This window comes from Pseudomonas sp. AC070 (assembly GCF_979258635.1).
Window position 1 is genome coordinate 171,984 of sequence record NZ_OZ409871.1, and the last position, 13,245, is coordinate 185,228.

A 13,245-nucleotide genomic window follows, 5' to 3' on the forward strand; every position below is an offset into this window, starting at 1 on the left:
CGTCTTCAGTCTTCCAGCCGCACCTCACCCAAATGCCCGCCGTAGGGCCCAAAGCTGCGCTCGATCAGCACGCGTTTGCCGTCTGCTTGCGTGATCAGCACTGTGCAGGCGCGCGTGCCGTAGGTGCGGCTGGCGATAAACACGCTCGACAGCAATTGCTCGGTGGCCAGACCAATCCCGGTGTCGGGCAGTGCCGTGTCGGGTGGGCGCTGCGAGTCGGTGAGAATGGAAAACAGCGCCTCGGGCTCAGGCGCGTCGAGCACCTCGTTCAGCGCCGCTTTGGCTTTGTCCAGCTTCGGCCACGGCGTGTCCAGGCTGTCGTTGGACAGGCCGTACACACCAGGCGGCAGCAAGCGCGGCTGCCCTTCGCGGGAGTTGAAAAACCACACGCCGTCGCGGTCGCCCAGCAGCAGATTGAAGCCCGAATAATTGCCCGCGCGTTCCACCAGGTCATCCAGATACGCAGCCGGCGGCAGGTCGCTGCGTAAGAATTCCGCGACCAATTCACCCCGTGACCGGCCGAGCGGGGGCTGGCGGGGGTCGCGAATGTTGGTTAGCGCAGCAAAGCGGCCGTCGCTGCCGATGCCCAGCCAGCTGCCGCCCGCTTCCAGGTCGCGCCCGGCAAGCACGTGCGGAGCATCTTCCCAAGGGGCCAGTGGCAGGGCAGGTCGGTCATAGAACTCATCACGGTTGGCAGCCAGCACAAGCGGCTGGACGTGGCCAGGGCGCCACGCGAAAACAATCAGGCACATCACCCATTCCTTAATCGGCAGACAACTGGCGCAGTGGCTCTGCGTACAGGTACTCCCGTGCCGGGAGGCTAGCTCACTTTACCCAAGCCGGTAGGACGCTTCCATTGCGGGCCGGTGAAAAATCTACAGCCCGGCGGCATGTCTGGAGAGCCAAGGTGGCTTCCGTTACCATGCCGCATTGTTTTCGGGGGTGCCGATGGAATTCCTGCTCTATTTGCTGCTGGGTGCCGGGGCCGGTGTGCTGGCCGGGCTGTTCGGCGTGGGCGGCGGCATCATCATTGTTCCCGTGCTGGTTTTCAGCTTCACCGCGCAAGGCTTCGACCCGGCCATCCTCACGCAAATGGCGGTTGGCACCTCCTTGGCGACCATCATCTTCACCTCCATCAACGCCGTTCGTGAGCACCACCGCAAAGGCGCGGTGAACTGGACGATTGTGCGGTGGATGGGCCTGGGCATCGTCGTCGGCGCCGGCCTTGGCGCCCTGACGGCCAAGTCGATTCACGGTGAATACCTGCAAAAAATCATCGGCGTGTTCGCCATCGCCGTGGCCATTCAAATGGCGTTCTCGTTGAAACCTAAAGCCACGCGCGGCGTGCCCGGTAAAGCGGGCCTGGGCGCAGCGGGTGCGGTGATCGGCTGGGCGTCGGCGATTTTTGGCGTGGGCGGCGGCTCCATGACCGTGCCGTTCCTGAGCTGGCGCAGCGTGCCGATGCAGCAGGCGGTGGCCACTTCGTCGGCGTGCGGCTTCCCCATTGCCCTGGCCAGTGCGCTGAGTTTTATCCTATTGGGCTGGCATGACCCACGGCTGCCGTCCTGGAGCCTGGGCTTTGTGTATTTGCCGGCTTTATTGGGCATCGCCCTGACCAGTATGTTTTTCGCCCGTTACGGCGTGCGCCTGGCCCATCGGCTGTCGCCGGTGTTGCTCAAGCGCCTGTTCGCCCTGCTGCTTGTCAGCGTGGGTTTGAGTTTCTTGATTTAAGGAGTCCACATGCTGGCTTACCCGAATATCGACCCGGTGGCCCTGGCCATCGGCCCGCTGAAAATCCACTGGTACGGTTTGATGTACCTGGTGGGCATCGGCGGCGCCTGGTGGCTGGCCTCGCGCCGGTTGGAGCGTTTCGACGCCACCTGGACCAAGGAAAAGCTTTCCGACCTGGTGTTCTGGGCGTCCATGGGCGTAATCGTCGGCGGGCGTTTGGGTTACGTGCTGTTCTACGATTTGCCGGCCTACATCGCCAACCCGCTGCTGATTCTGGAAGTGTGGCGCGGCGGCATGTCGTTCCATGGCGGCTTTATCGGCGTGATGCTGGCCATGCTCTGGTTCGGCCGGCGTAACGGTAAAAGCTTCTTCGAGCTGATGGACTTTATCGCGCCGCTGGTGCCGATCGGCCTGGGTGCCGGGCGTATCGGCAACTTCATCAACGCCGAACTCTGGGGTAAGGCCACCGACGTACCGTGGGCGATGATTTTCCCCACCGACCCGGCGCAACTGCCGCGTCACCCGTCGCAGCTGTATCAGTTCGCCCTTGAAGGCGTGGCGCTGTTTGCCATTCTCTGGTTCTACTCGCGCAAGCCACGGCCAACCATGGCCATCTCCGGCATGTTCGCGCTGTTCTACGGCATCTTCCGTTTTATCGTTGAATTCGTCCGCGTGCCGGACGCGCAGTTGGGCTACCTAGCCTGGGGCTGGCTGACCATGGGTCAAGTGCTGTGCGTGCCGATGATTGTCGCTGGCCTGGCCCTGGTCGTTTGGGCCCATCGCCGCGCGCCCGTGGTCGCCAAAGGAGTCGTGCAATGAAGCAATACCTCGACATGATGCGCCTGGTGCGCGAGACAGGCACCTTCAAGGCCGACCGCACCGGCACCGGCACGTACAGCCTGTTTGCCCACCAGATGCGCTTCAACCTGGCCGATGGTTTTCCGTTGGTGACCACTAAAAAATGCCATCTGAAATCCATCATCCACGAGCTGCTGTGGTTCCTTCAGGGCGACACCAACATCAAGTACCTGAAAGACAACGGCGTGCGCATCTGGGACGAATGGGCCGACGAAAACGGTGACCTCGGCCCGGTGTACGGCTACCAATGGCGCAACTGGCCGGCGCCCAACGGTGAGTCGGTGGACCAGATCAGCAAGCTGATCGAGATGATCAAAAAGAACCCCGACTCACGCCGCCTGATGGTCTCGGCCTGGAACCCGGCGCTGGTCGACCAGATGGCCCTGCCACCGTGCCACGCGCTGTTCCAGTTCTACGTGGCGGACGGCAAGCTCAGCTGCCAGCTGTACCAGCGCTCGGCGGATATCTTCCTCGGCGTGCCATTCAACATCGCCAGCTACGCGCTGCTGACGTTGATGGTGGCGCAGGTGTGCAACCTGGAGCCGGGCGAGTTCATCTGGACCGGCGGCGACTGCCACCTGTACGCCAACCACCTGGAACAGGCCGACCTGCAGCTCACCCGCGAGCCGCTGCCGCTGCCGACCATGAAGCTGAACCCGGACGTGAAAGACTTGTTCGCCTTCAAGTTTGAAGACTTCGAACTGCAGAATTACCAGGCCCACCCGCATATTTCGGCGCCGGTGGCGGTTTAAACCACCTGCAATCCCGTCGCCTGCAACCCCGTAGGAGCCAGCTTGCTGGCGAAGCTTTTAATCTTGAAGGGCTTCGCCAGCAAGCTGGCTCCTACAGGTTGGTGACTGCTGACGATTTACGCTGCCACGCCCGGCAAATATGGCTGCCAACTCTCGGGCACATGCTCCAAGCGCGGGTAATTCAGCGCATCCAGTTGCAGGTGCGACAGCACAAACGGCGTGTGGCGCATGTTCACGGGCAAGGCGCGAAGCTCGCTCAGCCAAAGGCTGACATACGCCGCTTGCGGGTCGAAGCGCCGCGCTTGCAGCAGCGGGTTTAGCGCCTGGCTGCGCACCGGGTCGCAGGCGATACCGGTGAGATAGGCCCAGTTGCCCCAGTTGCTCGCCGCTTCGTAATCCAGCAAATGCTCTTCGAACCAGGCCGCGCCGTGGCGCCAGTCTTGGCGCAATTCGTTGACCAAATAACTGGCCACCACTTGCCGCCCGCGCTTGCTGATAAACCCGGTAGCGGCCAGTTCGCGCATGCAGGCGTCCACCAGGGGCATGCCGGTGCGGCCTTGCGTCCATTGCTGAAAACGTTCGTCCACGGCGGTCGGGGCTTGTTGCGTGGCCTTCAAACCGCCAGCCTGGAACAACGCGTCGCCGCGACGCACCAGGGTCCAGCGAAAGAATTCACGCCAGAGCACGGCGCGCCACAGTTCCTGTGTGGAGTCGTTGCGCCCGTACTGCGCTTCATGGCGGCGCAGGTCGGCGACCACACGGCGAACCGACAAGCAGCCGTTGGCCAGCCACGGCGAAAGCTTCGAGGAGAATTCGCTGCCGATCAGGCTGTCACGCGTCGCTGCGTATTGCCGAACGCCCTGGCTTTCCCACAAGAAGTCGCGCAACCGCGCCTGCGCCGCCACTTCGCCGCCCGAGAACGGAAAGGCGCTGTCGGCGATGTAAATCGGCTCGCCCAGGCCCAGGTGCGACAGCGGGGGTGGCGGCATCAGCAATTCATTCGCCGCTTCAGGAATCGCCGGCAACCGCTCCGGCGCCGCCAGTGGCTGGAACACCACCAGGCGTTCCTCCATCACGGTGCAGAAGTCGCGGTACACCGCGGGCAATTGCTCCACGGCGCATGGCAATTCGTTGGCTTGCAGCAGGCCATGCCCCGCGATTTCCAGCAGCGGCGTGGCGCCGAGTTTGTCGCGCACCCGAGCGAGTTCGTCCCGCGCCTCGGGGGCGATTTCCTCGTGGGTAATCACTTCATCAATGGCCAGGCGCTCGGCCAGCAGCGGCAGAATATGATCGGGTTGGCCCTGCACCACTAATAAGTGCGAGCCGCGCGCTCGCAGGGCGCCGTCCAGGGCCAGCAAGCTTTCCAGCAGAAACCGCGCGCGGTGCACACCGAGGCGGCGAGCGCCCAGCGGGCCGGGTTGCAATAATTTGGGATCGAGCACAAACACCGGCAGCATCCGCTCGGCGCGAGCAGCCGCGTGCAAAGCAGGATGGTCATCCAGACGCAGGTCGTGTTTGAACCATAGAAGTGAGCGGCGCATGCATGATTTCCTTTCAGTGCTTGGCAGCGTGGGCGAGAGCTGGAGCTAAATATAGGTCGGCGTTTTTTGCTCCATGACGCCGCTTGTCTGGCGCTTTTTCGCCGGGAAACTGACGCTTTGCGCATCCGCTCAGCAACGCCCCGCGTAAAGCACTAAACTACCGTTCGTTATACCTAGGGCGGCACTTCAGTGGCAACTAGCCAGCCCTTGGCAGGCGCCGAACGGGTTAAACCGGCCCGCTTTTACCCCGAGTCTTTCTGCGATATCCGATGAAAAATCTGCTTTTAGCCGTCTTCCTTATTTCCCTTGTTGGCTGCACCAACGGCCTGACCATCGACACCCGCCATCCCTCACAAAACCAGGATGAGCGGGTGCAATACGTCATCCTGCATTACACCTCGGCCAGCCTTGAGCGCTCGCTGCAATTGCTGACCCGGGGCGAAGTCAGCAGTCATTACCTGATCGGCGCAGGGCCGGCGACTATTTATCGACTCGTGGATGAAAACAAACGCGCTTGGCATGCCGGCGAAAGCGAGTGGGAAGGGCGCACCTGGCTGAACTCCACCTCTATCGGCATTGAGCTGGTGAACCCCGGCTACGACGACACGCCGCAAGGCCGCGTGTGGTATCCGTTTAGCGAACAACAAATCACCGCGCTGATGGCGCTGCTTAAAGACATCACCACCCGTAACCACATCGAGCCGCGCCACGTAATCGGCCATAGTGACATCGCGCCGTTGCGCAAACTCGACCCGGGGCCGCTGTTCCCTTGGCAGCGCCTGGCCGAGGCCGGTTTTGGTTTGTGGCCAGACGCGACAGCCGTGGCCGAGGCGTTGCCCGCCTTCGAGCAAAACCTGCCTTCGGTTAGTTGGTATCAACAGCAGCTGGCGCATCTTGGCTACGCCACGCCGCAAAACGGCGAACTGGACGTGGCCACGCGGCACGTGATCGCCGCGTTCCAGATGCACTACCGGCCCCATCGCTTCGACGGGCAGCCGGATGCGCAAACAGCGGCGCTGCTGGTGGTGCTTAATCGGATGAATCGGCCGAAATAGACGTCAGCCTTAGCGCTTGGGCAAGCTCGCCAACAACCGCGAGTCCGCCAAGGCCGCCGTGCGATGCACCGTCGCCGCCTTGTATTGCGGGTCGCCAATCATGCTTAAAAACGCATCCTTGGACGGGTAGCGCACCAGCAGCAGTTCATCCCACTGCTCGCCCGCCGGCGCAATCAGCGCCACTTCAATACTCGCCAGCACCTGCACTTCGCCACCAACGCCGCGCACTTTGGTCAGTGCCGTGCGGCTGTAGCGTGCGTAGGCCTCGCGGCCGCTGCACGGGGAGTGTTCGGTGTCGGCGGGGTACTGCGCCTCGGGGTTATAGCGCAGCAGGTTGAGCATCAGAATCGGCGTATCGGCCGGCAGCTTTTCAGCGAAGGTGGCCAGTTGCTCGCGGGTCGGATTGAGGGTGCTGAGTGGGTTCATGGCGGACTCTCTTATTGTTGTGGTTGAAGCCTTGAGCCGTTACGCCAGCATGTCGGCAACCGTTGTGCGCAGCAGGTCGAGGCTGAACGGCTTGGTGATGGTGGCGACTTTGGCGGTGGTCACGCCCGTCTGGTAATCCTGTGCGGCGTAACCGCTGGCGAACAACACCGGCAGGTTCGGCCGGCGCTCATGGGCGGCCGCCATCAGTTGCTGGCCGGTCATGCCGGGCAGGCCGATGTCGGTCATCAGCAGGTCGATGGGCTGTTCGCTATTAATGAAGGCCAGCGCGTCGGGGCCGTTCTCAGCCTCCAGCAACTGGTAGCCCAGCTCCTCAAGCACCTCGACGGTGAGCATGCGCACCACATCGTCATCCTCGACCAGCAGGATGGTTTTATGGCTGTTTTCACTAAGGCTGTCGGGCATGAAACGGTCTCGAATTGGGGGCAAATAAACAACGAAAAATAAATGTGCAACTGCTTGAGCGTGCTGCTGACCAAGTCTCTGGCCTTGCGTTTGTCGATGAGCCTCCGTGCGGCGCAAGACTACCGAAGGGTCGACAAACCGGCTACGGTCAGCCGGTCATTTCTCTAGCGTATGTAGGAATAAGCATGCACATTTCCTGGGCTTTACGGCAGAATCCGGAATTTTTACGCAGGGACGGCAAATGAGCGACACCACTGCAATTGACGAAAACAGCTTTCGCCGCATTCTCAGCCGCAACGTCTCGTTGCCGTTGGGCGTGGGCGTTCTCAGTGCGGTCTTCTTTATTGGCCTGGTGTATTACCTGCTCAACGTTCTGCAATGGGTCGAACACACCGACCGCGTGATCGGTAATACCAACGAGGCGTATCGCCTGACCGTTGACCAGGAAACCGGCATGCGCGGGTTCCTGATTACCGGCAATGAATCCTTTCTCGCGCCGTTTGATGTTGCCCGGCCGCGCATTAATTCCGAACTGCAATCGCTCAAAGAACTGGTGGCAGACAACCCGGCTCAGGTTGACCGGCTGCGTCGCCTGGAGGCGTTACAGCAGCAGTGGGCCAAGTTTGCCGATGCGGTGATCGACAGCCGCCGTGCCGGCGAAAACTACCAACTCATCATCTCTAGCGGCCGTGGCAAAGAACTGACTGACGAAATCCGCAAAGGTTTCGACGAAGTTATCGCCACCGAGCAGCAGCTGCGCTTCCAGCGCAACAAAGAAGCCAACAACACGGTGGTGCTGACCATCGCGCTGTACCTACTGTTCAGTCTGGTGGTCAGCGGCATTCTTGCGTTCATGGGCCGTCGCGAATTGCTCGGCTTGTCCAACAGTTACGCCAAAACCTTGCAGCAGCAACAGCGCAGCGCTGAAGTCATTGAGCAGAAAGCCTGGCTGCGCAACGGCCAGAGCCTGCTGGCTGAGCGGGCGCTGGGCCAGCAAACCCTGGCGCAATTGGGGCAGGGCGTGTTGAGCGAGCTGGCCAGTTATATCGGCACCACCGTGGGCGCGTTTTATGTGCGCGAGCTGGGGGGCGCGTTGAAACGCGTGGCCACCTATGGGTTTAACGTCGACCAAGACGGCTCGGAGCAGGTTGAGATCGGCAATGAATCGATGGTCGGCCAGGCTGCGCAAGAGCGCCGCATGATCCGCCTCGATAACCTGCCGCACGCCTACCTCAGCGTGGCTTCGGGCCTGGGCGCCACCTCGCAGCTCAATATCGTGGTGCTGCCGATCATCAATGACAACCTGGTAAACGGCGTGCTCGAACTGGCGTTTCTGCGCCCGATCACCGACACCGACATCGAGTTTCTGGAAACCATCGCCGGCAACATCGGCACCTCCATCGATGCCGCTAACTACCGTGTGCGCCTGCAGCAGGCCCTGACCGAAACCCAGCAGCTCAACGAAGAGTTGCAAGTGCAGCAAGAAGAATTGCGCACCGCCAACGAAGAGCTCGAAGAGCAGTCGCGCGTGCTCAAAGAATCCCAGGCGCACCTGGAAAGCCAGCAAGCCGAGCTTGAGCAAACCAACGAGCAATTGGCCGACCAGGCCCAGCGCCTGGAAGACCAGCGCGACTCGCTGGACGAAAAGAACAACGCCCTTGGTGTGGCCCAGCGCGAGCTGGAAGAGCGCGCCCAGGAACTGCAACGCGCCAGCCTGTACAAGTCCGAATTCCTCGCCAACATGAGCCACGAGCTGCGCACCCCGCTTAACAGCTCGTTGATTCTGGCCAAGCTGCTGGGCGACAACCCGCACGGCAACCTGACGCCCGAGCAAGTGAAGTTCGCCGAATCGATCTACGCCGCTGGCAATGACCTGCTGCTGCTGATCAACGACATTCTCGACATCTCCAAAGTCGAAGCCGGCAAGCTGGAAGTGCGCCCGCAAAACATGCCGCTCAGCCGCCTGGTCGACAGCCTGCGCACCTTGTTCCAGCCGGTTGCGCTGGATAAACAGCTGGGCTTTGACATCGTCATGGCGCCAGACCTGCCGACCGCCTTGTTCACCGACCAGCAGCGCGTGGAGCAGATTCTGAAAAACCTGCTCTCCAACGCCATGAAGTTCACCGAGAAAGGCCAGGTGACCCTGAGCGTCAGCCGCCAGCCAGATGGCCGCGTGGCGTTTGCGGTGAAAGACTCCGGCATCGGCATTCGCGAAGACCAGCAGAGCTACATTTTCGAGGCCTTCCGCCAAGCCGATGGCACCACCAACCGCCGCTACGGTGGCACTGGGTTGGGCCTGTCGATCTCCCGCGACCTGGCGACCTTGCTCGGTGGCGCCATCAGCGTGGTCAGCGCACCGGGCAAGGGCAGCACGTTTACCTTGGTCCTGCCGCAGTCCTATGAAGAAGGGCTGGTGATTCAGTCGGTCGCCGATGTACCGCCACCGCCGCCCGCGCCGCTGGTGGCGCCTGCCGCGCCGGTCAGCACCGAGCCGCCGGTTATTCCGCGCTTCAACGATGACCGCGAAAAACTGCAAGACGGCAGCCGCCGCATTCTGGTGATCGAAGACGAGCCCAACTTCGCGCAGATTCTCTACGACCTGGCCCACGAGCTGAAATACGACTGCCTGGTGGCGCACGGTGCCGACGAGGGTCTGCAATTGGCCGCGCAATTCCTGCCAGACGCCGTGCTGCTGGACATGCGCTTGCCCGATATTTCCGGCCTGGCCGCCTTGCAGCGCCTGAAAGACAACCCGCGCACCCGGCATATCCCGGTGCACGTGATTTCCGTTGAAGACCGCATGGAAGCCGCGCTGCAATTGGGCGCCATCGGCTATGCAGTAAAACCGACCACCCGAGAGCACCTGAAAGACGTGTTCGCCAAGCTCGAAGCCAAGCTCGCCCAACAGGTTAAGCGCGTGCTGCTGGTGGAAGACGACGCCCTGCAACGCGACAGCATTTCGCGCCTGATCGGCGATGAAGACATCGAAATCACTGCCGTCGAGTTCGGCCGCGAGGCACTTGAGCTGCTGCGCACCACGGTGTTCGACTGCATGATCATCGACCTCAAGCTGCCCGACATGCGCGGCAACGAGCTGCTCAAACGCATGTCCGAGGAAGACATCTGCTCCTTCCCGCCCGTGATTGTGTACACCGGCCGCAACCTGACGCGCGACGAAGAAATCGAGCTGATGAAGTACTCGCGCTCGATCATCATCAAGGGCGCGCGCTCGCCCGAACGCTTGCTCGATGAAGTGACGCTGTTCCTGCACAAGGTCGAGTCGCAGCTGTCCAGCGAACGGCAGAACATGCTGAAAACGGCGCGCAACCGCGACAAGGTGTTTGAAGGCCGGCGCGTGTTGGTGGTCGACGACGACGTGCGCAATATCTTCGCCCTCACCAGCGCCTTGGAACACAAAGGCGCCATCGTCGAAGTGGCGCGCAACGGGCGCGAAGCACTGACTAAGCTGGAAGAGGTCGAAGACATCGACCTGGTGCTGATGGATGTGATGATGCCGGAAATGGACGGCTACGAAGCCACCGCCGAAATTCGCAAGAACCCGCGCTGGCGCAAGTTGCCGGTGATTGCAGTGACCGCCAAGGCAATGAAAGATGACCAGGACCGCTGCTTACAAGCAGGCGCCAATGACTACCTGGCCAAACCCATCGACCTGGATCGGTTGTTTTCCTTAATTCGCGTATGGCTGCCCAAACTGGAACGCATTTGATGTCACCCGACCGTGATCTTGAGATCGAGCTGCGTCTGCTGATCGAGGCCATCTACCTCAAGTACAACTACGACTTCCGTGACTACAGCGGCGCTTCGTTCAAGCGCCGCGTGCGCCATGCGTTGCAGCAATTCAACTGCAACACCATCACGGCGTTGCAGGAGCGCATCCTGCACGATCCCGGCGCTTTTATGCAGTTGCTGCAGTACCTGACGATTCCGGTCAGCGAGATGTTCCGCGACCCGACCTACTACTTGGCGTTGCGTCAGCAAGTGGTGCCGCTGCTGAAAACCTACCCGTCGGTAAAAGTGTGGGTGGCCGGTTGCAGCACGGGCGAGGAGGTGTATTCGCTGGCCATTCTGCTCAAAGAAGAAGGGCTGCTGGAACGCTCGATCATCTACGCCACCGATATCAACCCGCGCTCCCTGGAAAAGGCCGAACGCGGCATCTTTTCCTTGGACAACATACGCACCTACACCGAGAACTACCAAAAGGCCGGCGGCCAGCGCTCGTTCTCCGACTACTACACGGCGGCCTACGAAGGCGCGCTGTTTGATAAGTCGCTGCGTGAGAACGTGACCTTCGCCGACCACAGCCTGGCCACCGATAGCGTGTTCTCGGAAACCCAGCTAATTTCGTGTCGCAACGTGCTCATCTACTTCAACAAAACCCTGCAAGACCGCGCGTTTGGCCTGTTTCACGAATCGCTCTGCCACCGGGGTTTCCTCGGCCTGGGCAGCAAGGAGAGCCTAGACTTCTCCAGCTACGCCAAGCGCTTCGAACCGTTGGTGAAACAAGAACGGATATTCCGCAAATCATGAACACCGCCGCCCTCGACGACTTGCTGCTGACCCGCGCCCACGCGCTGGAAGCGGTGGTGGTCGGCGCGTCGGCGGGCGGCGTACAAGCGCTGCTGGCCATCTTCAGCGGCCTGGGCGCCGACTACCGCCTGCCCATCATCACCGTGCTGCATTTGCCCGACGACCGTCGCAGTCAGTTGGCCGACGTGTTCCAGGCGCGCCTGGGCATTCGCGTAAAAGAAGCCGAAGACAAAGAACCGCTGCACGGCGGCACGCTGTATTTCGCCGGGGCCGGGTATCACTTGCTGATCGAAAACGACCGCAGCTTTTCCCTCAGCCGCGAAGAGCCGCAGCATTTCTCCCGGCCCTCGATTGACGTGCTGTTTGAGTCGGCCGCCGATGCCTACGGCCCGGCGCTGATGGGCGTGCTGCTGACAGGTGCCAACGAGGACGGCGCAAAAGGAATGGCAACCATAAAACACTGTGGTGGTCTGACCGTGGTCCAAGACCCCGCAGACGCTCAGGTTCCCACCATGCCCTTAGCGGCGCTGGCATTGCACCCAGCCGATTTTGTCTTGCCGGTTCCCGGCATACAGGCGCTGCTCGCAGAGTTGAATAAAAGCCCATGCTGACAACCATCGAAACCAAACTGCTGATCGTCGATGACCTGCCGGAGAACCTGCTGGCCCTCGACGCGCTGATCCGTGGTGAGGGCCGCCAGGTGTTTCAAGCCACCTCGGGCGAGGAAGCGTTGGGGCTGCTGCTGCAACACGAATTCGCCCTCGCCATTCTCGACGTGCAAATGCCCGACATGAACGGCTTCGAGCTGGCCGAGCTGATGCGTGGCACGGAAAAGACCAAACACATTCCCATCGTCTTCGTCAGCGCCGCCGGGCGCGAGATGAACTACGCCTTCACCGGCTACGAAAGCGGCGCCGTCGACTTTCTGCAAAAGCCCCTGGATATCCAGGCGGTGAAAAGCAAGGTCACCGTGTTCGTCGAACTGTTCCGCCAACGCCAAGCCATCAACGAACAAGTGATCGCCCTGGAAAAAGGCCGCAAGGAGCAGGAAGTGCTGCTCTGTGAACTGCGTGCCACCCAGGACGACCTCGAGCGGGCCGTGCGCATGCGCGACGACTTTATGTCTATCGTCTCCCATGAGCTGCGAACGCCGCTCAACGGCCTGGTGCTGGAAACCCAGCTGCGCAAGCTGCGCCTGAGCAAAGGCGACCTAAGCGCATTCACCCCCGACAAGCTCAAAGCCATGACCGAGCGCGACGAGCGGCAGATCAACAGCCTGGTGCGCCTGATCGAAGACATGCTCGATGTATCGCGCATTCGCACCGGCAAGCTGTCCATCCGCCCGGCCCACTTCGACCTCGCCGCCTTGGTGGGCCGCGTGCTGGAAAACTACAGCGCGCAAATTGCTGCCGCAGGCTGTGAAGTCACCCTGAGCGCGGCCGAGCCGGTAACCGGCTTGTGGGATGAATTCCGCATCGAACAAGTGGTGGTCAACCTGCTCACCAACGCGCTGCGCTACGGCAACAAGAAGCCGGTAGACCTGCGCGTGCTGGCCACGCCAGAAGGGGCCTGCCTGGAAGTGGAAGACCACGGCATCGGCATTTCCGCCCCGGACCTGGCGCGCATCTTCCAGCAATTCGAGCGTGTGTCGTCCAATGGCGTGAGCCAGGGGCTGGGCTTGGGCCTGTTTATCACCGAGCAGATCATTGCCTCGCACCAGGGCACCATCGAAGTGGAAAGCCACTTGGGCCAGGGTTCGCTGTTTCGCGTTTACCTGCCGCTGGAATCGCGCACCGAGCCAGACCCCGCCGCGTGAAAAAACGCCGTTTCGCTTAAGCCCCTGCGAAACGGTGATAAGCGGTCGTGCAATTTGCAACCCGGCAAAAACGGCCGTCGTGCAATGTGCAACCG

At 61.4% G+C, this 13,245-nt stretch carries 12 protein-coding genes; 8 read left to right on the forward strand and 4 right to left on the reverse strand.

Features of this window, described 5'->3' with window-relative positions; all coding sequences use genetic code 11:
• Positions 1-5: 5 nt before the first annotated feature.
• A complete protein-coding gene (locus tag ACZZ0Q_RS00780; protein WP_463540433.1) occupies positions 6-752 on the reverse strand; it encodes an NRDE family protein in 747 nt (248 codons plus the stop codon).
• A 196-nt stretch (positions 753-948) separates the two neighbouring features.
• On the opposite strand from ACZZ0Q_RS00780, the gene ACZZ0Q_RS00785 reads away from it, so the two are divergent.
• Genes ACZZ0Q_RS00785 through ACZZ0Q_RS00795 form a run of 3 tightly spaced genes read left to right on the forward strand, consistent with a single transcriptional unit; the run spans position 949 to position 3,341 of the window.
• The gene (locus ACZZ0Q_RS00785) at positions 949-1,731 is read left to right on the forward strand and encodes a sulfite exporter TauE/SafE family protein (RefSeq protein ID WP_122492075.1); all 783 of its coding nucleotides are present in this window, start codon (positions 949-951) and stop codon (positions 1,729-1,731) included.
• A gap of 9 nt (positions 1,732-1,740) precedes the next feature.
• Positions 1,741-2,550 (forward strand): prolipoprotein diacylglyceryl transferase, encoded by an 810-nt coding sequence (gene lgt / locus ACZZ0Q_RS00790; RefSeq protein ID WP_122492074.1) that lies wholly within the window; start codon positions 1,741-1,743, stop codon positions 2,548-2,550.
• Positions 2,547-3,341, forward strand: coding sequence for a thymidylate synthase (locus tag ACZZ0Q_RS00795; protein WP_122492073.1), 795 nt, complete (start codon positions 2,547-2,549; stop codon positions 3,339-3,341). The genes lgt and ACZZ0Q_RS00795 overlap by 4 nt, the downstream gene beginning before the upstream one ends.
• A gap of 116 nt (positions 3,342-3,457) precedes the next feature.
• Here the strand turns inward: ACZZ0Q_RS00795 and ACZZ0Q_RS00800 are convergent, their stop codons facing one another.
• On the reverse strand, positions 3,458-4,882 hold the full coding sequence (locus ACZZ0Q_RS00800) for a DASH family cryptochrome (protein ID WP_463540432.1): 1,425 nt from the start codon (positions 4,880-4,882) through the stop codon (positions 3,458-3,460).
• A 269-nt stretch (positions 4,883-5,151) separates the two neighbouring features.
• On the opposite strand from ACZZ0Q_RS00800, the gene ACZZ0Q_RS00805 reads away from it, so the two are divergent.
• Positions 5,152-5,937 (forward strand): N-acetylmuramoyl-L-alanine amidase, encoded by a 786-nt coding sequence (locus ACZZ0Q_RS00805; RefSeq protein ID WP_463540431.1) that lies wholly within the window; start codon positions 5,152-5,154, stop codon positions 5,935-5,937.
• 9 nt (positions 5,938-5,946) lie between these two features.
• On the opposite strand, the gene ACZZ0Q_RS00810 is transcribed toward ACZZ0Q_RS00805, so the two are convergent.
• Positions 5,947-6,363 carry a DUF1330 domain-containing protein gene (locus ACZZ0Q_RS00810; protein ID WP_463540430.1) on the reverse strand — a complete coding sequence of 139 codons (417 nt, stop codon included), beginning with the start codon at positions 6,361-6,363 and terminating at the stop codon, positions 5,947-5,949.
• 39 nt (positions 6,364-6,402) lie between these two features.
• Positions 6,403-6,786, reverse strand: coding sequence for a response regulator (locus ACZZ0Q_RS00815; RefSeq protein WP_463384155.1), 384 nt, complete (start codon positions 6,784-6,786; stop codon positions 6,403-6,405).
• 241 nt (positions 6,787-7,027) lie between these two features.
• On the opposite strand from ACZZ0Q_RS00815, the gene ACZZ0Q_RS00820 reads away from it, so the two are divergent.
• From ACZZ0Q_RS00820 to ACZZ0Q_RS00835, 4 genes are read left to right on the forward strand one after another with little or no spacing between them, the layout of a single operon-like run.
• Positions 7,028-10,513 carry a response regulator gene (locus tag ACZZ0Q_RS00820; RefSeq protein WP_463540429.1) on the forward strand — a complete coding sequence of 1,162 codons (3,486 nt, stop codon included), beginning with the start codon at positions 7,028-7,030 and terminating at the stop codon, positions 10,511-10,513.
• The gene (locus ACZZ0Q_RS00825; RefSeq protein ID WP_463540428.1) at positions 10,513-11,334 is read left to right on the forward strand and encodes a CheR family methyltransferase; all 822 of its coding nucleotides are present in this window, start codon (positions 10,513-10,515) and stop codon (positions 11,332-11,334) included. Before ACZZ0Q_RS00820 ends, ACZZ0Q_RS00825 begins: the two co-directional genes overlap by 1 nt.
• Positions 11,331-11,945 carry a chemotaxis protein CheB gene (locus ACZZ0Q_RS00830; protein WP_463540427.1) on the forward strand — a complete coding sequence of 205 codons (615 nt, stop codon included), beginning with the start codon at positions 11,331-11,333 and terminating at the stop codon, positions 11,943-11,945. Before ACZZ0Q_RS00825 ends, ACZZ0Q_RS00830 begins: the two co-directional genes overlap by 4 nt.
• Positions 11,939-13,150 (forward strand): hybrid sensor histidine kinase/response regulator, encoded by a 1,212-nt coding sequence (locus tag ACZZ0Q_RS00835; protein WP_463540426.1) that lies wholly within the window; start codon positions 11,939-11,941, stop codon positions 13,148-13,150. The genes ACZZ0Q_RS00830 and ACZZ0Q_RS00835 overlap by 7 nt, the downstream gene beginning before the upstream one ends.
• The last annotated feature ends 95 nt before the right edge of the window (positions 13,151-13,245 follow it).

Coding starts and splice junctions, on each gene's coding strand:
- ACZZ0Q_RS00780 (WP_463540433.1), bottom strand. CDS start 752: ATGTGCCTGATTGTTTTCGCGTGGCGCCCTGGCCACGTCCAGCCGCTT.
- ACZZ0Q_RS00785 (WP_122492075.1), top strand. CDS start 949: ATGGAATTCCTGCTCTATTTGCTGCTGGGTGCCGGGGCCGGTGTGCTG.
- lgt (WP_122492074.1), top strand. CDS start 1,741: ATGCTGGCTTACCCGAATATCGACCCGGTGGCCCTGGCCATCGGCCCG.
- ACZZ0Q_RS00795 (WP_122492073.1), top strand. CDS start 2,547: ATGAAGCAATACCTCGACATGATGCGCCTGGTGCGCGAGACAGGCACC.
- ACZZ0Q_RS00800 (WP_463540432.1), bottom strand. CDS start 4,882: ATGCGCCGCTCACTTCTATGGTTCAAACACGACCTGCGTCTGGATGAC.
- ACZZ0Q_RS00805 (WP_463540431.1), top strand. CDS start 5,152: ATGAAAAATCTGCTTTTAGCCGTCTTCCTTATTTCCCTTGTTGGCTGC.
- ACZZ0Q_RS00810 (WP_463540430.1), bottom strand. CDS start 6,363: ATGAACCCACTCAGCACCCTCAATCCGACCCGCGAGCAACTGGCCACC.
- ACZZ0Q_RS00815 (WP_463384155.1), bottom strand. CDS start 6,786: ATGCCCGACAGCCTTAGTGAAAACAGCCATAAAACCATCCTGCTGGTC.
- ACZZ0Q_RS00820 (WP_463540429.1), top strand. CDS start 7,028: ATGAGCGACACCACTGCAATTGACGAAAACAGCTTTCGCCGCATTCTC.
- ACZZ0Q_RS00825 (WP_463540428.1), top strand. CDS start 10,513: ATGTCACCCGACCGTGATCTTGAGATCGAGCTGCGTCTGCTGATCGAG.
- ACZZ0Q_RS00830 (WP_463540427.1), top strand. CDS start 11,331: ATGAACACCGCCGCCCTCGACGACTTGCTGCTGACCCGCGCCCACGCG.
- ACZZ0Q_RS00835 (WP_463540426.1), top strand. CDS start 11,939: ATGCTGACAACCATCGAAACCAAACTGCTGATCGTCGATGACCTGCCG.